The following is a 19,334-nucleotide window of genomic DNA, read 5'->3' on the forward strand; positions in this document are numbered from 1 at the left end:
GGGTGCCTCCGTCGTCAGGGCGTGAAGATCTCGGCGGTCGGGGTGAGGATGTCGGTGCCGGGGTGCGGGGCGGCAGCGGCCGAGCGGGTCCGGCCACCGGCCACGAGCACCCGGCCGTCGGGCAGGTCGATCACGGCGAACGCCCACCGGCCGGTGGCCAGGCCGCTCGCGGGGGTCCAGGTGCCGGTGGCCGGGTCGTACAGCAGCGCACTGCGGAAGCCGCCGTCGAAGGCGGGGGCACAGGTGCCGCCCGCCACGAGCACCAGGCCGGAGCGCAATGGCAGGGCGCGGTGCCGGGTGCGCCCACCGGGCATGTCGCGGACTGCCGTCCATGTGCCAGACCCGACGGTGAAGCGTTCGGCACTGGCGAGGGCGGCGGAGTTGTACGGACCGCGCGCCGGACCGGTCGGGGCATCGCCGCCGGTCACCAAGACGGTGTCGTCGGCGAGCAGCGTCGCCTGGTGACCCGCGCGAGGTGTGGCGAGCGAGCCGGTCGGGGTCCATTTGCCGGTTGCCGGGTCGTAGATCTCGCAATAGCCGAGCGCGGCGCTGGTCCGGCCGGTCTTGAGGACGCCGCCGACCACCAGGACCCGGCCGTCCGCGAGCAGTACGGCTTGGTGGTCGGAGCGAGGGTCGGTCATCGCGGTCTCGGTCCACTGCCGTTTGGCCGGGTCGTACACCTCGGCGGACGCGAGCGAGTTGCCGCGGGCGCCGGTGCCGCCGGTGACCAGGATCTTGCCGTCGCGCAGCACGGTGGCGCTATGGCCGAGCCTGGCCGTGTGCATCGGCGGAACGTCGCTGCTCCAGGTCGCGGTGAGCGGGTCGTAGATCTCGGTGGTCGCCAGGGGCGCGGTCTGGGTCACGCCGCCGGCGGCGAGGACCCGGCCGTCCGGCAGTAGGCAGAGGGTGTGCCCGTCGCGGGCGACCGGAAGCGGCGCGGTGGCGGCCCAGGTCCCGGCGATGGGATCGAAGAGCGCGGCGGCGGCGAGCGGCTTGCCCGCGGCGTCCTGACCGCCGGCGACGAGGATCTTGCCGCTGCTCAGCCGTACCGCTGCCGGGGCGATGGCCGGGGTGGGCAGGGAGCCGGTGGAGGTCCACGACTGCGGGGTGACGGGCAGGGCCGCCGCCTCGGATTCGGGGATGACGTGGAGCTGGCCGATGAGCGCGGGGTCCGCGATGACCCACTCGGCGAGGGCCTCCTCGGCCGCCGCCTGGCTGCGGAAACTCGCCGTGGCCGAGCCGAGCGAGGCCGGCGGGAAGGCCTGGGCGTTGTTGCGCAGGTAGGCGACCACGAAGCGCTGGCCCGTGACCTGCACGGTCTCGTCAGGGGCGTACGGCTGGCGCTGGTCGGCTTCGCGCTGCGACAGGGGCGAACGGCTGGTGCTGCTGCCCTCCAGAAGCCGGGTGAACACGGCCGGGCTGACGCTGGTCAGCGTCTTGGTGGGCGCGGCGGTGGGGGCGACCTTGCGGACGAGTCCGTCGGCCTGCACGATCGTGCGGGTCACCGGTCGTACGGTGCCCGGCGGGCGGCGCAGCCTGCTGTCGATGACGATCTGCTCGTAGCGGGCGCTGCGCTTGACGACGCGGGCGGAGGCGATCGCGCCCTGCGCCGCCACCAGCTCCAGCCCCGCGTCCTGGTCCTCGTACGCCGGTCGCGACAGTTTGGTCGCGTCGTCCATGTCCTGGAACTGGGCCATCGCGAACTTGTCGGCGGTGACGGAGGCGCGCACGAGGCCGCTGCCCGACAGGGGCTCGACGGTGAACCGTTTGCCGTCGCGCGGCCGCTGCGCGCCGATGCGATCCAGCCGTACGGCGAGCGGGATCGCACGCTGGCGGATGAACAGCGAGCCGAGGGGGTGCAGCACCAGGTCCTCGGTCGGCGGCAACGTGCGCAGCGTGACCAGCGGGTTGCCGCCGCCGGTCGGCAGCCGGGTCTGCCAGCCTTCGGGCTTGGCGACCTCGCCCGCCAGGAGCGGGAGCACGTCGATCGGGGGCAGCGTGGTGTCGCGGTCCTCGCCCCAGGTGATGTCGAAGTCGGCGGAGATCTCGAAGAACAGCAGCGAGATCGAGCCCCGGCCGTGCGCCCGGAACGGGGCCGGGCCTTCAAGCTGGAAGTCCAGATCGATGCCGAACAGGCCGACGCCGAACGCCTTGAGCGAGACCCCTGCGGAGATGGCGATGACGAAGCGGAACGGGGAGAACTGGAAGAGCGCGTCGAAGCTGAGGTGGCCGGAGATGCCGAAGTCGTCGAAGCCCAGCACCATCTCGGCGCGCGCACCGAACTGCACCGTGTTGCTGGTGATCGCGAAGTAGCCGGAGACGGTGATCCGGGCGCCCGGCCGGTTGAGGATGTCCACCCGGATGCGGGGCGGCACCGGGAACGGCAGCGGCGGCGGCTTGTAGGAGGGGTGGAAACCGCCGACGGAGATGACCAGGTCGGGGTTGTTGCCCCAGCCTACCAGCAGGCCCATCCCGCCTTCGAGGGTCATGAACAGCACGCGCGACTCGAAGAGCTGGGCGAAGAACCACAGGCGCTGCTTGTCGAACTCGATCGCGCCGACGAACTGCACCTGCAGAACCAGCAGCGGCAGGTCGGTGGTGGGCAGCACGCAGCGCAGCACGCCGAGGATGGCGATATTGCCGGGGATCTCGATGATCACCGCGAGCGAGACCGAGACCAGCGTGGGGGTGCCCCAGCCGATCTTGGCCATCGGCCCGACTAGGAACGTGCCCTGCTCGGGCGGGAAGAACGCGCGCAGGTCCGACAGGATGCGCGGCGCGTTGGCCACCACGTCGCGCGGGAACATCACCGACTCGATCGAGCCGGTCCGTACCCCCTCCACCAGGGCCTGCAGGTTCATCCGGCGGTTCAGCCCGACGATCCCGCCCACCGCCAGCAGGGTGAAGCCGAAGCCGAGCTGGATGCCGGTGCCGAACTCGGCGGTGATGATCAGCAGCAGCGAGAAGCCTGCGGAGCCGTCCGGCATCCGGGTGGTGATCAGCCCGATCGCCTTGACGTCGAACAGCCCGGCGAACTCCAGCTCCAGCGCCCCGCCGTACTCCCCCTTGGCCGGGTCGAAGAACAGGTAGCCGCCGCCGCTGACCACCCCGGCGTCCACCGACAGGCCCGCGCCCTTGGGCGGCTTGAACCTCAGCGAGACGTCCAGCGGGCCGAGGTTGCCGTCGTTGCCGGACGTGAAGCCGAAGGTCGCCGCCAGGCCGAGCTCCTCGACGACCGCCTTGATCGGGCCGAGCTCGGCCTTGAACGTCGCGCCGAGGTTGATCGGCAGGCCGTCCGCGCCGGGGGCGGCCGAGACGGTCAGCGACTGGATGTCGATGGGGCCCAAGTTGAGGTGGACGGGCAGCTGGATCTCCAGGCTGGAGGTGCCGCGGAAGTAGAAGCCGGTGCGCTGGGAGACGCCGAGCGTCAGGTCGGCCCCGAAGGAGAAGCCGCCGTCCGGCACGATCTTGGCGATGAAGCCGTCGGCCTCGCCGGGGTCGAAGACGAACTCCAGACCGGCCAGCTCGAACTCGGCGAACACATCCGCCGCGCCGTCGGACAGCCGGATGCCGCCGGTGCCGCCGACCTTTCGAAACTGCAGCCGGGTCGCTCCAGGTGAGCCCAGCAACACGATCGGGCCGGCGTCGGCGTTGCCGCGCTCGGCCTTGACCACCAGCGAGCCGCCGGCGTGCGACGGCGAGCCGCCGCCCGCGAAGCCGACGATGATCTCGATCGGGCGGCCCGGCCGCACCTGCAGCCCGATCCCGCCTTGCAGGTTCAGGTCGGTACGGATGGTGACGGCGATGTCGTCGCCCAGCTGGAACTTGAAGTCCAGCGAGCCGTTGAAGGCGGGGATCAGCGCCAGGCCGGGCGGGCTCCCGGCTGCCGCCGGCACCGGCAGCAGCCTCATCTCGGCCGCCATCCGGCCCGAGGCCTGCGCCCGTTCGAAGAAGACCGCCCGGATGCCGCGCACCGGCGGGTCGGTCAGCTTGGGAGCGGTGCCTTGCAGGGCGGCCGCACTCGCCGTCGGGATCTCGGCGGTGGCGATGTCCACGCCGATGGCCATCATCAGGTTGTCGACCTGCACGGCCAGCGCCTCGAAGTCGAAGTCCGCCTCGCCCCAGCCGAAGGCGTTCTTGAGCACCAGCGAGGGTTCGCTTAGCGTCTTGGGCAGGTCCGTCAGGTCGAGCCGGACGTTCATGTACGGCGGCCGATTGCCCTCAGGCGGCGCGTAGCCCGTCTTGACCACGCCCAGCGCGCGCAGCCCGAACCCGATCGACGGGTGGTACCGCTGCAGGTAGGTGATGACCAGGTAGTCGATGAGCTGGCCGGGGAACTTCTCCTTGAAGCCGTCCGCGCGCAGCGGAGCGGGGATGGCCGAGTCGGGTGCGTTCGCGATCGCTCTAATCGCGTTGACCACATCCTGGAAGGCCCGCAGCACCCGGCTCACGTCGTCAGGCGAGATCTGCACCGAGGCCTCGCCGTCGCCCACGGAGCCGCCGACATTGAGGCCGCCCTCGCCGAGCAGCCTGGTCAGGCCGTCGTAGAGAGTCTCCACCCCGCTGCCGAGGTTGCGCAGCGGCTGCGGGATGTCCTCGGCGCGCCAGCCCAGCTTCTGCAGGAACGCGATGAAGGCCTCCGGGGAGGCGAGCGCCTCGCGCAGCGGCAGCAGCGCCTGCCCCAGCTCGGCCACCAGCCTGTCGAACGTGCCGGGCTCAGCCATTCTTCTTCGCCTTCGGGTAGGACATCGCGTCGAGGATGCTGTGGTAACCCGGATCGACCCGGTTGACGATCAGCCACTTGCAGACGAAGCAGAACTCGCCGTCGTTGTCCTCGTCGTCGGAGCGGCGCATCTTGCACGCTCCGGTCGGCCGGTAGTAGCCGCCCGCGAAGTCGAGCGCGCCCTCGTAGACGCCGATCAGCTTCGAGGGGGTGCAGGGCGCTTCGAAGTCCGGGATGGACCTGGGGTTATCGACCTCGCGCTTGGGATGCAGGATGTCGGTGTCGACGTTCAGCGGCGTCCTGTTGGCGGGGGTGGGAGTGGTCAGGTGTTTGCGCACCGCCGGCTCGACCACGGTGCGGACCTGACCGGCGGCGTCCTTCAGCGGCACGTACACGGCCGAGCCCGCGGCGAACGTCGGGAACGGCGCGGGCGGCAGGCCCGGGCCGTCGAGCGTCATGGTGCCCAGCTCGGGCTCGATGTGGGCGATCTTCAGGTTGGTCAGGATCTGGGCGGGGCCGGTGGCCAGCGGCAGCTGGAAGCCCTGCGGGCTGACGTGGAAGTTGCGCAGGTGCACCTCGGCCGGCGGGTTCTGCGCCGCGATCTTCTGCCACGGCGCGATGTACCGCTTGTCGATCATGATCTCGATGCCGCCGAGACCCGGCGCGGAGTCGATGATCAGCCGTGCGGACTGGCGCATCCGGGGCAGCGCGAACCACTTGACCTTGGTGACGTCGATCTGCCGGTCGGGCGCGGGGTTGACCCGCAGGAACCCCAGCATGCTCACGTTGTCGCCCCGGATGTCGTCCGTTGAGGTCGCGGGCGCATTCGGGTCGTCTTCCCCAGAGTTCTCGTACTCGTCCTTCAGGCCGAAGCTGTGGCCGAACTCGTGCGCGACCGTGTCGACGGTCTCGGTGAAGTTGACGTCGGGCTCCGACGACGGCTTGCGTCGCATCACCCGCTTGTCGCCCGGGGCGTACTCGAACTCCACCCCGCCGCCCTTGTTAGTCGTCAGGGCCGTCAGGGTGTTGTTGTTGACGTTGCTGCCGCCGGTCACCTCGTCATAGGTGATGAGGGCAACCAGTCCGCGGCTGGGCTTGAAGTTGGCGTCGTCGGGCTCCCAGACCGGTCCGATGTGATGGAACGGGGCGAACGCGTACTCCAGGCCCGCGAGGTACTGCAGGATCAGGTTGCCCGGATTGGTGCTGTGGCGGCCGGCGAACCGCTCGGGAGGATGCCTGCGGGGGTCGGGCGTCAACGCCCTGGTCGCCAGCTCGGGCTTGTAGAACTCATATAGCCGGGCGATGAACTCGCGCAGCCCCGGCGTGCCCGGCTGGTCGCTTCCGGGCGGGGTCACCGCCGCCTTGCGGTCGGAGAAGCGGTCGCCCCACCGGCAGCCCAGATGCATTCCGAACAGGGTGTCGCGTGCGTGCAGGATCCCGGTCCCCTGGTGCTTCTTCCACGCCCCCAGCAACTTGGGGTCCACCTTGTTGCGATCGAACCCGGTCAGCTCCTGCCCTGCCCAGATGTCCGGGAGGTTGGCCCTGCTCTCGTTGCGCATCGGCAGCCCGACCTTGGCGACCAGGTCCCGCAGCGTGTAGACGTTCTCGTTGTCGCTGACCTTGCGGATGAACGGGATGGGCAGGCCGGTCCCCGTCGTCTGGTCCGCGTCGGCGACCCGGTAAGCGACGGTGGCGCAATGCTCCTGCGAGGCGCCGAAGGCCTTGAAGATGTTGAAGCTGCCCTCCAGCATCGGGTACGGCTGATGCCGGGGCTGGTCGAGCATCTGGTCCACGACGCGGGTGACGATCTTGTCGAAGGTCTCTTCGTCGGACTTACGGAACCCTTCCGCGAGGAAGACGATGTTGTGCTGCTCGGCCGCGTGCGCCACGTTGGGCGTCTGGACCGGCTTCAGGTCGCGGCGGTGCTTGGCGTAGTTCACCACCCGCACGGGCAGCCGCTGGGTCTGGTTGAGGAACGTGCCCGTCAGGTCCACGGTCCCGGGGGTGCCGGTGGTCTCGCGCAGCCCGCGCAGCCGCCCCTGCGGGTAGACCACGAAGGTGTTGGTGTCGGCCGACGTCAGCGTCACGTACCCGTGCCCTGTGATGTCGCCGATCAGATCCGTACCGGTCGGATCGTCGCTGAACTTGGCGTAGATCGACGGCTGGGCGTGCGCCACGTCGTCCACGGCGGTGGTGATGGAGTCGTTGCCGAACCACCACGCCACGATCGAGTTGTGCACCTGCAGCCGGCCGACGAAGTAGTCGCTGCCGCGCCGGACCTGGAACAGGTACACCCCCGGCTGGGTGGCGGTGACCTGCCCGTTGGCGCTGTTGTATGCCGGCAGCGGCGGGAGCAGCCGCTGTCCGACCGGGCGATGCGGCGCGAAGAAGTTCACCGCGATCGCCCCCGGGGCGATCGGCGTCAGCGTGTACCCACCGGCCGTCACCGCCCGGTCGAACACCTGCAGCGTCAGCGGCAGCGTACCGGACAGGGCCAGGTGGAGATCGCAGTGCGGGAACAGCACGATGTCCAGTACCACGAAGTGCCCCCATCCAAAAACGGGACTTCGGACGGCTCAACCAACACAACCTATCATCGCCGTCCGTAATGTTTGGAATACTCACCGTCAGAGCCCGCATTAACTCCGGACCGGAACTGCGGAAGGGGTCAGCGGCTGGTCCGCCGTACCTGAACCCCGCCGACGACGCCGTAGGCGTTCAGCTGCACCGTCGGACCGGCACCCTTGGGCGCGCGGTCCAGCTTGCGGCCGCCCAAGAGGCTAAACCGCGAACCTCGACGTTCGTGTCCGCGGGCACGGTCAGCTTGACGCCGCCGATGAGCCGACACCTTGGTGATGGTCAGCTCGTCACCGGGAAGGACGGCCTCGGTCAGGTCGATGTCGGCCCCGCCGATGGGCGGGACCGTCACGGTATGGCGACGCGGGGTCCATTTGCCGTCGCGGCGGAATCCGCCGAGGAGTGCCACTCGCCACTGGGTGTCGTTGCTCTTCGTCATGCCTCAACGTTAGGAAAGCCGCAGGTCGCCGAGATAGTACGAGCGATCATGTCCTCAGTGATGACATTCGTCATGGGGTGCTCTGGGCGCCGGGAGCTGGCGGCGGCGATCGCGGCGGTGCTGGAGTTGGCGCCGCCGCTGGATTCGGATGCCGAAGAGGCCTGGCGGGCCCAGCTGGTCACCCGCTTTGCCACAGTGCGGCCGTTCTTGCCGGCGCTGACGCAGGTGGTGGACTTCGGTGCCACCCCCCAGGGCAGTCAGGTGCTGGCCGCGCTGCGCAGCCTGCCGGGCCTGCTGGGGCGCAAGAAGGTCACCCCCGCCGAGATCGACACCGACCTGCTGGCCGGGTCCTGGCGGCGCCTGGTGCTGTCCTCCCCGCATGTGGAGGCCGGATACGTGGACTGGAAAGCGTATGTGTTCTGCGTGCTGGAGACCTTCCACCGGATGCTGCGCCGCGGCGAGATTTTCGCGACCAACTCCTCCAGGTGGGGTGACCCGCGCGCCAAACTGCTGGCCGGAACGGCTTGGGAGGCCGCCCGCGACACTGTGCTGGCCAGCTTGAAGCTGCCCGGCGAGGCGGCTGATCACCTGGCCGATTGTGCCGCGCTGCTGGATGGCACCTACCGCGAGGTCGCCGCCCGGCTGCCGGCCAACACCCAGATCCGTTTCGATGAGCGCGGTCGGCTGCACTTGGCCGCGTTGGAGCCCGAGGCCGAACCGCCGAGCCTGCTGCGGCTGCGTGCCGCGGTGAACGCGATGCTGCCTGTGGTCGACCTGCCCGACGAGCGACTGTGCCGCCTGGTCGCCCATCACTCCTGCGCGGTCAACGAGGCCGCCGAACGCGGCCTACTCGACGTCCTCCAGGCGGAGTTCTCGCAGGAACGGCCAGAACTGGTGAAGGCGCTGACGTACTGCGACATGACCACCGGCCCGGACGGCCGGCACCTTAACGTCCGGGACCGGCTAGCCGAGATCCACTCCTGATACGGCCCCGAGCACCTGGTGAGCCGCTCGATCACCACCTCGACGCCGTGCATCATGGCCGCCGTTCAATCAATCGAAGAACGGCTGGCATAAGGAAGCATCGCATAATCGATCAGTTCGACTGGGCGCACCTCACGCACGCCTACAGAAAGGCTACCGACGCACCCGGGCATCTGGCGGCTTTGACGTCCTCCGACGAGAAGGCGCGCACAGATGCGCTAACGCACCTGTACAGCGCGATTCTGCATCAGGGGTTCCCGGACGAGACGACCGCCCCTGTGGCGCATGTAGTCAGCTGGCGAGCTGGAGCGAGAAAACCGTGAACTGCGCCGGACGAATGAAATCCTAAAGGCGGCGTCCGCCTATTTCGCCCGGGAACTCGACCCGAAACGCAGAGTGGCGCCGGACGGCAGTACAGCCGAGACCACCCGGCCGGTCACGCCTCGATCTGACTTCCATCCGCGAACCGCGCCAGCAGCAGGCGAGAGACCACTTTGTCCGCAAGCGCCTCCGCGGCACTTTCCGGCTGGCCATGGCATCCTTCCGCACACGCCGGTGCACGACGGCCAACTGCTCGGGAGACCTTCGATCGGACAACAGCCGCCGTACGCCCCCGAACGGAGTCTCCTCGAATCGCCGGGGGTGAGTTCATTCTGCCGCTCGCCCGCCGGACAAGGGCAGATCGGCGAACCGCTGTGAGGATCGCAAGGAGGTGCTGGAGGGCGTCCGGTCAGCGATGGAAGCGCGTTGTCTCCCCTAGAGGCTCGCGGCCGACGGTGACCGCGTTGATCGCGGCCGCGGGGTCCGCATAGCCGAACGAGATGCCGAACAACAGTTTCCCGTCGGTGACGCCGAGCGTCTCGCGCACCGTGTCGGCGTAGAAGCTCAGCAGCGCTTGGGGACAGCTGGCTACCCCATGAGCGGCCATGGCAAGCAGCAGGGTCTGCGCGTACATGCCGACATCGGCGGTCAGTCGCGGGTCACCTGATTCCGGCGCGTACAGGAGCGCGACGTGGGGCGCGTCGTAGAAGCGGAGACTCTTGGCGTCGTAGGCGGCACGCAGATCGTAGGCGTCGCGGTCGATACCGAGTGCGGCGTAGATCGCGGCACCGAACGCCGCACGTCGGCGTTGGTGCACCGGTGTGTAGATGTCCTCGCTGTAAGGGAAGTCGACTGTCCGCCGACCGGCTCGGTCGGCGGAGATGAGCGCCTCGGCGAGGTTGTCCCGTGCGACCCCGCTGACCACCTCGACGTGCCAGGGCTGGGCGTTGGCGTTCGACGGCGCGGCACCGGCTATATCGAAGATGGCCCGAAGCGTCTCGTCCGGGACAGGGTCGGGCAGGAACGCCCTGGTCGCGTGCCGATCCCGGATAAGCCGCTCTGCCATGGCGGGAAGCCCGCTCGTCACCGCTCCCATGCCGCCTCCTTAGGTAGACGTTTGCGTTTACCTGAGCGACCGTAGCGGAGGATCCGCATTATGTAAACGCTGCCGTATAGTCGGCGTCATGAGTGACGAGCCGGTGCGACGGGCCGGGCGCGGCGGCCGGGAACGCGTACTCGCCGCCGCCAGCAGCCTTTTCGCGAAGCAGGGCATCACCGCGACCACGATGGAGGATGTCGCCGCCGAGGCCCCGGTCTCGAAGAGGACGCTCTACGCACACTTCCCCACCAAGGAGGACCTCGTCCTGGCGCACCTGGACTACCTCCTGCGGTCCGGGTACACACTGCTCGAAACCCTGACACGCACCGACCTGACGCCCCGCGAGCGGCTCCTCGCGATGTTCGTCGTACAGCCCTGGCCGGATGGAATCGTCCATGGATGCCCGTTCATCCACGCCGCGGTGGAGCACCCCGATCCCGCCGGCCGCGTGCACGCCTTCGCGCGCGAGCAGAAGCTCGTCATGCTCGCGCTGGTGACCGAGCTCGTGGACGAGATGGACATCGATGAGCCGGAACTGCTCGCCGAGCAGTTGGTCACCCTCGCCGACGGCGCCGTGAGCCGCGCGATGGTGCTCAACGACCCCGACTACGGCCGCCATGCCCGCGCGGCCGCCGAGACCCTCCTCGATCACGCGCCACGCCGTCCCCGCCGGTGAACAACACCCTTGTGGTTCCGGGGCGGTTACAGGGCGCTGCGCATGATCAGCAGCTGGTCGGCGAACGACGAACGGGCCGATGCGGCGGCCTGTCGCAGGTCGATATCGCCCCGCGATGCTGCTGTTGCCGGCGAACTCGGATGGGCGTTACTGCTCGGTGATGTTGGGGTTCGGTTCGAGGGTGGGGATGGTTGCGGTCCAGCTGGCGAGGATGTCGATGGCTCGTCGTGAGGGCGATTCCGGTTCGGTGGTGTAGATGAACAGGGTGGTCTCGGGGTCGCCGGGAAGGGCGAGGGTTTCGTATTCGACAGTGAGGTCTCCGACGAGGTTGTGGCGGAGGCGTTTGGAGCCGTGGGTGCGCTGGTGGACGCGGTGTTGTTCCCACCATTGGTCGAATTCGCGGCTGTGTTCGCGTAGTTCGGTGACGAGGTCGGTGGTGGCGCGGTCGTCGGGGTTGCGGCCGACTTCGAACCGGAGGCTTTCGACGGCGGCGCGGGCTTGGTCGGGCCAGTCGAGGAAGAGGGCTCGGGCGTCGCCGTCGAGGAACATCCAGCGGGCGTAGTTGCGGTGGGCGGCGGGGAACTGATCGAAGTCGGTGAAGAGGGCTTTGGCCATGCGGTTAGCGGCGAGGATGTCGGTGCGGCGGCCGAGGATGAGGGCGGGTTCGCCGTCGAGGGCGTCGAGGAGCTGGTAGAGGCCGGGGCGGACGCGCTGGACGTCGTGGGTTCGGCGGGGGGTGGGTGTCGAGGTCAGGCCGATGAGGTCTTTGAGGTGGGCGCGTCCGGCGGCGTCGAGGCCGAGGGCGCGGCCGATGGCTTCGACGACGGCGGCGGAGGGAGTGATGCGGCGGCCTTGTTCGAGGCGGGCGTAGTAGTCGGTGGATACGCCGGCGAGGCGGGCGACTTCTTCGCGGCGGAGGCCGGGTACGCGGCGGACGCGTCCGTCGGGGGGCAGGCCGGCGCGCGCGGGGTCGATCTGGCTGCGGGCGCGCCGTAGGAAATCGGCGAGTTCTTGGTTGGTTTCGTTCACGGGTTCGAGTATCCCTGAGCTGGCGCGGTCCTCGGTGGACCGGCGAGTCCTAGGTTCCGAAGACCGCGCCTCCACAGGGCGCGAGATAGGCCCCCAAGGGGGTTTGCGGCGGGTCACTCTTGAAGCAACGCCACCACGGGAACAGCCCGGAGGCGCATCACCGAAATCGTGAGCAAAGGACGACCATGAGTTTCCCGACGGATCGACCCGCGACCTGGTTCGTGACCGGTACCTCCCGCGGTCTGGGCCTGGAGCTGGTCACGCAGCTGCTCCAGCGTGGCGACCAGGTCGCCGCGACGACCCGTTCCACGGAGCGGCTGCTGGCAGCCCTCGGTGACCGCGTCGACACCTCGCGGCTGCTGCCGCTAACCGTCGACCTGCGTGATGACGAGCAGGTCCGGCAGGCTGTCCGCCAAGCCACGGAGCGGTTCGGCGGGCTCGACGTGGTCGTCAACAACGCTGGCTACGGCTACCTGGCCGCCGTGGAGGAGACGAGTGCCCGCGAGGTTCGCGACATGCTCGACGTCCAGGTCGTCGGGGTGTGGAACGTATTGCGTGCCACGCTGCCGGTCCTTCGCGAGCAGAAGAGCGGTCATGTAGTCAACGTGTCGTCGATTCTCGGGCTGACCGCGGTTCCGGGCTGGGGCCTCTACTGCGCGGGCAAGTTCGCGCTCGAGGGTCTCACCGAAGCGCTGGCCCAGGAGATGGCCGACTTCGACGTCAAGGTCACCATCGTCGAGCCCGGCTACTTCCGCACCGATTTCCTCACCACCGACTCGCTCGCGCTGCCCGCCTCGACGACGGATGCGTACCCGGGTCTGCGTGAGATGACCGAGAACCACCTGAAGCTCCAGGGCAACCAGCTGGGCAACCCGGTCAAGGGCGCGGAGGCGATCATCCGCCAGGTTGTCCGCGGCGAGGGCCCGCTGCGCCAGCTGCTCGGCTCGGACGCCCACGCCTACGCCACCGCGAAGGTCGATGCCCTGCGCGCGAACCTCGAGGCCACCGCGCAGACCGCCGACGCCACTGACTTCGCCGACGCCTGAGAATTCGCCGTTTGTCACAGAAAGGAAAAAATCGTGCGCAAAATTCTGATCGTCATGTCCGCCGCCGGCATCTGGGAACGCAACGACGGCTCGGAATACCCGACCGGGTACTGGGCCGAAGAGCTCGCTGCGCCCCACGAGAAGTTCGTGCAAGTCGCGGACTGCCGAGGTCATCACGGTGGTTGAGGGTTTCGTTGCAGGTCGCGGCGAGGGTTGATTAGTCCAGGCAGAACTCGTTGCCCTCGGGGTCGGTCATCACGATGAAACCGGCGCTCATCGGCGGAGCGGGCTCGTAGCGACGTACCCGCGTCGCTCCCAGCGCGACGAGCCGATCGCACTCGACCTCCAGCGCCGCCATCCGCTCCTCTCCCTGCAGCCCGGGAGCCGCACGGACGTCGAGGTGGACGCGGTTCTTGGCGATCTTGTCCTCCGGCACCTGCTGGAAGAACAGCCGTGGGCCGTGCCCGTCCGGGTCCTCGATGGCCGATCTCGTGTTGCGCTGCTCCTCCGGTACGCCGACCCGCGCGAGGAAGTCGTCCCACGCCGCCAGCGGGTCGGCGTCCTCGGGCAGGTCGACTCCGGGCGGGCCGGGGTGGACGTAGCCCAGTACGTCGCGCCAGAAGGACGACAGCGCCCGCGGGTCGTGGGCGTCGAAGGTGACCTGGATGTGGCGGCTCATCGGGTAGCTCCGTTCGTAGCGGGTTTCGTGTGCAGGTTGAGGTCGCGCAGCAGGCAGACCTCGGACAGGTGGTGGATCAGCTCACGGTGGACGTGCAGCACCAGATCGGCCATGGGCGCCTCGGGGAAGGGCTCCTTCGCGCCGAGCGGGACCCGGAGCCCTGCCTCGCCGAGGCCGCCCACCCCGGCCAGCCAGACGTCGAGCTGGGCCTCGAGCTGGTCGAGCGCGATGGCCGCGCTGCCGGCGTACTCCCAGGTCTCGTACGACGCCGCCGGCGCGCCGAAGTGCGCCGCGTTGCGCGCGGCGAGCACGCCGACGATGACGTGACCGAGTCGCCAGGCGATCGTGGTGAAGGCCGCGGGGACCGGCTCGGGGAAGGCGTAGTCCATCGTGAAGTCCCCGGCACCGACCTGCACGCGCGCCATCGAGCTGCCGCGCGGCCGCACGCTCCAGGCGTCCGGCACCGGCGACCAGAAGTACTCGTCGTCGGTGAGGCCGTCGAGCCGGGCTCGGAGCTGATGGTTCCAGTGGAACTCCCACTGCTCGCGCAGCGTCCGGTTCCAGTCGAGTTCGTCTGCGTCCATGGAGCCACCCTGACACCTCTAGCGGACAGGATCGGTCCGCTGTCTCTGGCAGGGTGGGCGACATGAACGTGGCAAGCGGTGACGAGCGGGGTACGACGGAGCGAGTGCTCACCCTGCTCGGGCTGCTGCAGCAGCGCCAGGTCTGGACCGGCCCCGAGCTCGCCGACCGGCTCGGGGTCACACCGCGCACGGTACGGCGTGATGTCGAGCGGCTGCGCACGCTCGGCTATCGGGTGCATGCCAGCCAGGGTGTCGGCGGCGGCTACCAGCTCGGCCCGGGGCAGGACCTGCCGCCGCTGCTTCTCGACGACGAGGAGGCGATCGCCACCGTGGTCTCGCTGCTCGCCGGCGCGGGTGGCGCGGTCGCCGGCGCCGGCGACGCCGCACTCCGGGCGCTGACCAAGCTCGACCAGGTGCTGCCCACCCGGCTGCGGCACGAGGTGCGCGCGCTCTCCGGCTCGGTGGAGTCCTTCGGCGGAGGCCGCACGCCCGTCGACCCCGAGGTGCTCATGACGCTGGCCAGAGCCTGCCGCGACAAGGTCGAGGCCGGCTTCGGCTACCCGTCCGGGAGCGAGGTGCGACGGCGGCGGGTCGAGCCCTACCGTCTGGTCGCCTCCGACCGGCGCTGGTACCTCCTCGCCTACGACCTCGATCGCGACGACTGGCGCAGCTTCCGCGTCGACCGGATGACCGATGTGTCCGCACGGAGCTGGCGCTTCCGCCCGCGCGCGGCGCCCGACGCGGCGACGTACGTGCAGGAGGGTGTGGCGAGTCGGGTCTACCCGCACCAGGCGCGCTTCCTCGTGCACGCGTCGGCCCACACGGTGCGCGCGCAGATTCCGGCGTCGGCGGCCGTCGTACGACGGCGAGGGAGCGAGCTCTGCGAGGTGCTCAGTGGCGCCGGCAGTCTCGACTTCGTGCTCATGCACGTGCTCCTGCTGGGGCACGACTTCGAGGTACTCGACCCTCCGGAGCTCAGGAGGCGCTGTCGCGCGCTGGCGGAGAGACTGCTGTCGGCCGGTGCGACGATCTCACCGGTGCCGGACATGGAGGAGTCATGAGCCGCGACCACGCCAACGCCCAGGAGCGCTTCCGCTGCCTCTATGCCGAGCACGTCGACCCGATCCTCGGCTTCGCCATGCGCCGGACCGGCCAGGCCGACGACGCCGCAGACATCGTCGCGGAGACCTTCCTGGTGGCCTGGCGACGGATCGACGAGGTGCCGGGCCGGGTCGATCGCGTCCAGTGCCGGCCCGGGGACCGCGCCCATGACGACGATTGGATGATCCGGCCATCGGTCTCGGCCACGATCACGGCGTGATCATCTGGGCGACCGCGCTCGACGCGAGGCGCTCCTCGGCGCTGGCCCGCGCGCTCGGCGCGCCCCCGGCACTCACCGCCATACCAAGCCCGCATCAGCGCCCGCCGCCCCGCGGGCGAGATCCTGCGCACCGAACCCACTTGACCACGCCGGGGCCTTTCCCCTGATGATTCCCTTCCTTACCACGGAAGGGTGCCTTCGGCGTCGAAGTAGCCTCCGGTGGGGCCGTCGGGGCCCACCTGCGCCATGCGCACGATGATCTCGGCGCCCTGCTCGACGGTCTGGATGCCGGTGTTCCCGTTCAGGTCGGTCTTGGTGAAGCCAGGCTCCACCGCGTTGATCCGCATGTTCGGGAACGCCTTCGCGTACTGCACGGTGATCATGTTGACCGCGGTCTTCGACGCCGGATAGGCGACCCCCGGGTAGGCGTGCACCGGGGTGCCCGGGGCGGCGACCCGGGCCATCGAGGCCAGGCCGCTGCTGACGTTGACCACGACCGGGGCGGCGGAACGCTGCAGCAGCGGCAGCAACGCGTGGGTGACGCGCACCACGCCGAAGACGTTCGCCTCGAACGTGTGCCGCATCACGTCGGCGGTCAGGTCCGCGGCGCCGACCACACCTCCGTCCCGCACTCGCCCTTCGATGCCGGCGTTGTTGACCAGCACGTCCAGTCCGCCGCCTGCCTCGATCGTCTTCGCCGCGGCGTCGACGGACGCGTCGTCGGTGACGTCGAGGAGGACCAAGCGCGCGCCCAGCCGCTCGGCGGCCCGGCGCCCGCGTTCGGCGTCCCGGCTGCCCACGTAGACGGTGTGGCCCGCCGAGATGAGCCGGCGGGCGGTCTCGAAGCCAAGACCCTTGTTCGCTCCGGTGATCAGTGTCGTTGTCATGCCTCCAGGATCCGGGCGGACGGTGTGGTCAGCCAGGCGTCCGGTCTTCCTGGGACTACCGGTACCAGGCAGGTCCGCGGCCGGCGGTGCACACTGGTGGGCATGGCGACGGCGGAATTCGGGCAGGTGATGCGGCGCTGGCGCGACCGGGTCTCGCCTGAGACGGCCGGGCTGCCCACCGGCGGGCACCGGCGCGCGGCCGGGCTGCGCCGCGAGGAACTGGCCCTGCTGGCCGGGATCTCCGTCGACTACGTCACCCGCCTCGAACAGGGCCGCGCGTCCAACCCGTCGGCGCAGGTCGTCGAAGCCCTGGCCAGGGCCCTGCGGCTGTCGGGAACCGAGCGCGCACACCTGTTCCGGCTGGCCGGCCTGGCGCCGCCGGGCCCGGAAACGGTCCCCGCGCACATCACCCCGAGCGTCCAGCGGCTGCTGGACAGGCTGACCGGGACACCCGTCGCGGTCTACGACGCGTCCTGGACGCTGCTCGTGGCCAACCCGCCGTACGCGGCATTGATGGGCGATCCGTCCGGATGGCGTGGCAACCAGCGCAACGGGGTATGGCGCAACCTGCTCGGCGAGGGCACCCGGGTCCGCCACACACCGCAGGCACAGCGCGCGTTCGAGGCCGCACTGGTCGCCGACCTGCGCGCGGCCGCCGGCCGCTATCCGGCCGACCAGCGGCTACGGCGGCTGGTAGCGGAACTGCGCGCGAACAGCACCCGGTTCGCCGAACTGTGGGATTCCGGCGCCGTCGGCCGCCACGAGGCCGCGCGCAAGACCATCGATCATCCGCAAGCAGGCCCCCTGACGCTGGACTGCGACGTGCTCACCGTGGCGGGCAGCGACCTGCGCATCATGATCTACACGGCCGAGCCCGGCACGCAGGACGCCGAACGCCTCGCACTGCTCACCGTGCTCGGCACCCAGACACTCGTCGGCTAGGAGCGTGTCTCAGTAACGGCGATCGCCTGGCACTGGGGTGTTGCCGGCGAGGCGTTTCAGAACGGTGCAACGCGCATACCAGTTGTCAGGGATCCCCTGACGACCTAGGGTGTCAGGGACGTCCTGACAGCTTAGGAGTGCGCTATGACACCGCCAGACACCCTGGCCGAACTCGCTCGGTGTTCCTTCTGCGGCAAGCCGGACACCAAGGTCGACAAGCTGGTCGCTGGCGCTGGAGTGTACATCTGCAACGAGTGCGTGGCTCTCGCCACGTCGATCATCGACGGGAGCCTCGACAGCCCCGCAGGACCGCGCATGCCCGTCTGGGAGTCGATGACAGACGGGGAGATGCTGAGCCACATTCCGCGCGTCGCCGCGCACATCGACCAGGCCGAGGCCGACCTGCGCTCGTGGGTGCAGGAACTGCGCCGACGCGGCGTCACCTGGGTCAAGATCGGCGAAGCTCTCGGGATCACCCGCCAGTCCGCATGGGAGCGGTTCTCCGGCGAGGAGTGACACGACCCGGCGCAACCCGCCCGCATTCTTGTGATCTTCTATGCGAGTAGGCGAGATGATCCCGCTATTGCGTGGTGGGGATGGGCTGTTCCAGGCGGAGCCCGTCCAGACGAAGCGGCCACAGGCCCTCCGGACGTTCCCTGACCGTTCAGGAACGACCGCACAGATCCTGGTCGAACCGGAGTTTCGCAGTCGGTGGGCACGCGATCCGGCTCAGCGGGGGTTCAGGATCTCGGTGATCCGGAGGAACCCGTCCGCACCGTGGCCCCGTCCGATGGCGCGGCGCGCCAGGCCCTCGGCCGCACGCATCACGCCCGCGTCGATGCCATGGGCCTCCGCCCACGACCAAGCTTCAGGCCACTTCGGCCCGGCCGACAAGTACCCACAAAAAAGTGGCTACCGCACGCGTTCGTCGGGTTGCGAGCCAGTCCATCGGGGCGAGGAGATGCGGCGAGGCGCAGCCTTCTTTCGCTGCGGGGTTGGGTTTGGGAGGGGTGTTTGAGCGCTAACAACCTGAGGCCTTTACATTGTAGATTCATTTGATCCGCAACGACCATCGAGCCATCAGCAGCCGTGCCGTCGCGGAATTCCGGTCTGGCCATGACGGCCCGGAAAGCGAGGGGTCCGAGCCCCCGCGGGACCCGGACCCGTGCCTTCAGAGCCTGCCTGCCTCGTCTGGGTAGTCGGCCTGAGTGGGGTCGACCAGCCTGTTGATCTCCGGCAGGACGGCCTCGGAGACGCTGATCTTCCGGTCGATCAGGCCGCTGGCGTGGAAAAGGTCGGCCGCGCGCTGCTGCTCGGCGACGAAGTCCTCGCTGACGGGGTGCAGCCCGAACGGGCGGGTGCGCAGAGCGTGCTCCCAGGCGTCGACGTCTCCCCCGTCGTCGGCGGCGAACAGCTCGGCCGCCGCCCGATGATTCTGCTGGATCCAGGCGTCCGACTCCTGGAGGGCGGCGACGATGGCCGCCAGCTCCTCGGGGTGCCGCTCGGCGAAGTCACGCCGGGTGAACCAGAGCGAGCGGTGGCTGAACAGTCCGTCCGTCGCGACGAGCCCTCGGATGGAGGACTCCCGCTCGACGCGGGTCAGGGACGGGTACGACCCGACCCAGGCGTCCACTTCCCGGTCCAGGAACAGCTGGGCGGCGTCGCCGTACGCGTCGACCGGCTCGATGTCCTTCCAGCTCAGCCCCGCCCGGTCGAGGGCGAACAGCAGCAGCGTGGTCTGCCCGGAGCCGTGCCCGAGCGCGACCCGCTTGCCCGCGAGGTCGGAAAGGGAGGTGATCGGCGAGTCCTCGTGCACGACGAGCCGCCCGTTCTCGTGCCGCGCGGTCCTCCGTCGTCTGCGACCGGTGGCTCCTGGTCGGCTGGGACGGTGGACCGGCCGTCCTGCCGGACACCACCATTCGATAACGGATTGTGGCGATGCGGGTTCGGTACGTGAGCGGGTGTGCTGGGATACCCACGCACGGAACCCCATGAGAGGACCTCATGCCCACATCCTCCCGGGCGGC

General features: G+C 69.5%; 18 protein-coding genes. 8 read left to right on the forward strand and 10 right to left on the reverse strand.

Translation table 11 applies throughout. The annotated features are described in order from the left end of the window. Positions 1-14: 14 nt before the first annotated feature. The 3 genes from MYF83_RS35205 to MYF83_RS35215 all read right to left on the reverse strand — a co-directional run bounded on the left by MYF83_RS35205 (position 15) and on the right by MYF83_RS35215 (position 7,739). A complete protein-coding gene (locus MYF83_RS35205) occupies positions 15-4,724 on the reverse strand; it encodes a kelch repeat-containing protein (RefSeq protein WP_248965080.1) in 4,710 nt (1,569 codons plus the stop codon). Then, a complete protein-coding gene (locus MYF83_RS35210) occupies positions 4,717-7,263 on the reverse strand; it encodes a M64 family metallopeptidase (RefSeq protein WP_248965081.1) in 2,547 nt (848 codons plus the stop codon). The genes MYF83_RS35205 and MYF83_RS35210 overlap by 8 nt, the downstream gene beginning before the upstream one ends. A gap of 128 nt (positions 7,264-7,391) precedes the next feature. Then, positions 7,392-7,739, reverse strand: a complete 348-nt coding sequence (locus MYF83_RS35215; protein WP_248965082.1) for a hypothetical protein — start codon at positions 7,737-7,739, stop codon at positions 7,392-7,394. Positions 7,740-7,787: 48 nt separating this feature from the next. Between MYF83_RS35215 and MYF83_RS35220 the strand changes: the two genes are divergently transcribed. Further along, complete coding sequence (locus MYF83_RS35220; RefSeq protein WP_248965083.1) at positions 7,788-8,723, forward strand: hypothetical protein; 936 nt, start codon at positions 7,788-7,790, stop codon at positions 8,721-8,723. Positions 8,724-9,453: 730 nt separating this feature from the next. Here MYF83_RS35220 and MYF83_RS35225 read toward each other — a convergent pair. Then, positions 9,454-10,140 (reverse strand): nitroreductase, encoded by a 687-nt coding sequence (locus MYF83_RS35225; RefSeq protein ID WP_248965084.1) that lies wholly within the window; start codon positions 10,138-10,140, stop codon positions 9,454-9,456. An 88-nt stretch (positions 10,141-10,228) separates the two neighbouring features. Between MYF83_RS35225 and MYF83_RS35230 the strand changes: the two genes are divergently transcribed. Further along, complete coding sequence (locus MYF83_RS35230) at positions 10,229-10,819, forward strand: TetR/AcrR family transcriptional regulator (protein ID WP_248965085.1); 591 nt, start codon at positions 10,229-10,231, stop codon at positions 10,817-10,819. Between the two features lie 147 nt (positions 10,820-10,966). Here the strand turns inward: MYF83_RS35230 and MYF83_RS35235 are convergent, their stop codons facing one another. Then, positions 10,967-11,848, reverse strand: a complete 882-nt coding sequence (locus MYF83_RS35235) for a helix-turn-helix transcriptional regulator (RefSeq protein WP_248965086.1) — start codon at positions 11,846-11,848, stop codon at positions 10,967-10,969. A 185-nt stretch (positions 11,849-12,033) separates the two neighbouring features. Here MYF83_RS35235 and MYF83_RS35240 point away from each other — a divergent pair, with 185 nt between their 5' ends. Together MYF83_RS35240 and MYF83_RS35245 are read left to right on the forward strand one after the other, a co-directional pair. Beyond that, a complete protein-coding gene (locus tag MYF83_RS35240; protein ID WP_248965087.1) occupies positions 12,034-12,894 on the forward strand; it encodes an SDR family NAD(P)-dependent oxidoreductase in 861 nt (286 codons plus the stop codon). A gap of 33 nt (positions 12,895-12,927) precedes the next feature. Then, on the forward strand, positions 12,928-13,080 hold the full coding sequence (locus tag MYF83_RS35245) for a hypothetical protein (RefSeq protein ID WP_248965088.1): 153 nt from the start codon (positions 12,928-12,930) through the stop codon (positions 13,078-13,080). Between the two features lie 31 nt (positions 13,081-13,111). Here the strand turns inward: MYF83_RS35245 and MYF83_RS35250 are convergent, their stop codons facing one another. Beyond that, complete coding sequence (locus tag MYF83_RS35250) at positions 13,112-13,573, reverse strand: VOC family protein (protein ID WP_248965089.1); 462 nt, start codon at positions 13,571-13,573, stop codon at positions 13,112-13,114. Continuing rightward, entirely contained in the window at positions 13,570-14,157 is a 588-nt protein-coding gene (locus MYF83_RS35255) for a DinB family protein (protein ID WP_248965090.1), read from the reverse strand. Before MYF83_RS35255 ends, MYF83_RS35250 begins: the two co-directional genes overlap by 4 nt. A gap of 62 nt (positions 14,158-14,219) precedes the next feature. Between MYF83_RS35255 and MYF83_RS35260 the strand changes: the two genes are divergently transcribed. Together MYF83_RS35260 and MYF83_RS35265 are read left to right on the forward strand one after the other, a co-directional pair. After that, entirely contained in the window at positions 14,220-15,218 is a 999-nt protein-coding gene (locus MYF83_RS35260) for a helix-turn-helix transcriptional regulator (protein ID WP_248965091.1), read from the forward strand. Next, positions 15,215-15,478, forward strand: a complete 264-nt coding sequence (locus tag MYF83_RS35265; RefSeq protein ID WP_248965092.1) for an RNA polymerase sigma factor — start codon at positions 15,215-15,217, stop codon at positions 15,476-15,478. The genes MYF83_RS35260 and MYF83_RS35265 overlap by 4 nt, the downstream gene beginning before the upstream one ends. A 179-nt stretch (positions 15,479-15,657) precedes the next feature. On the opposite strand, the gene MYF83_RS35270 is transcribed toward MYF83_RS35265, so the two are convergent. Then, positions 15,658-16,365 carry an SDR family NAD(P)-dependent oxidoreductase gene (locus MYF83_RS35270; RefSeq protein ID WP_248965093.1) on the reverse strand — a complete coding sequence of 236 codons (708 nt, stop codon included), beginning with the start codon at positions 16,363-16,365 and terminating at the stop codon, positions 15,658-15,660. A gap of 102 nt (positions 16,366-16,467) precedes the next feature. On the opposite strand from MYF83_RS35270, the gene MYF83_RS35275 reads away from it, so the two are divergent. Then, complete coding sequence (locus MYF83_RS35275; RefSeq protein WP_248965094.1) at positions 16,468-17,307, forward strand: helix-turn-helix transcriptional regulator; 840 nt, start codon at positions 16,468-16,470, stop codon at positions 17,305-17,307. A gap of 144 nt (positions 17,308-17,451) precedes the next feature. Then, positions 17,452-17,823 carry a ClpX C4-type zinc finger protein gene (locus MYF83_RS43330; protein WP_279340504.1) on the forward strand — a complete coding sequence of 124 codons (372 nt, stop codon included), beginning with the start codon at positions 17,452-17,454 and terminating at the stop codon, positions 17,821-17,823. Between the two features lie 213 nt (positions 17,824-18,036). Here the strand turns inward: MYF83_RS43330 and MYF83_RS44595 are convergent, their stop codons facing one another. Both MYF83_RS44595 and MYF83_RS35285 read right to left on the reverse strand, forming a co-directional pair. Then, positions 18,037-18,201, reverse strand: a complete 165-nt coding sequence (locus tag MYF83_RS44595; RefSeq protein WP_372500335.1) for an imine reductase family protein — start codon at positions 18,199-18,201, stop codon at positions 18,037-18,039. A gap of 277 nt (positions 18,202-18,478) precedes the next feature. Next, positions 18,479-19,300, reverse strand: coding sequence for an ABC transporter substrate-binding protein (locus tag MYF83_RS35285; protein WP_279340505.1), 822 nt, complete (start codon positions 19,298-19,300; stop codon positions 18,479-18,481). Between the last annotated feature and the right edge of the window lie 34 nt (positions 19,301-19,334).

This window comes from Sphaerisporangium perillae (genome assembly GCF_023276435.1).
In the GTDB taxonomy this organism is placed as follows: Bacteria; Actinomycetota; Actinomycetes; order Streptosporangiales; family Streptosporangiaceae; genus Sphaerisporangium; species Sphaerisporangium perillae.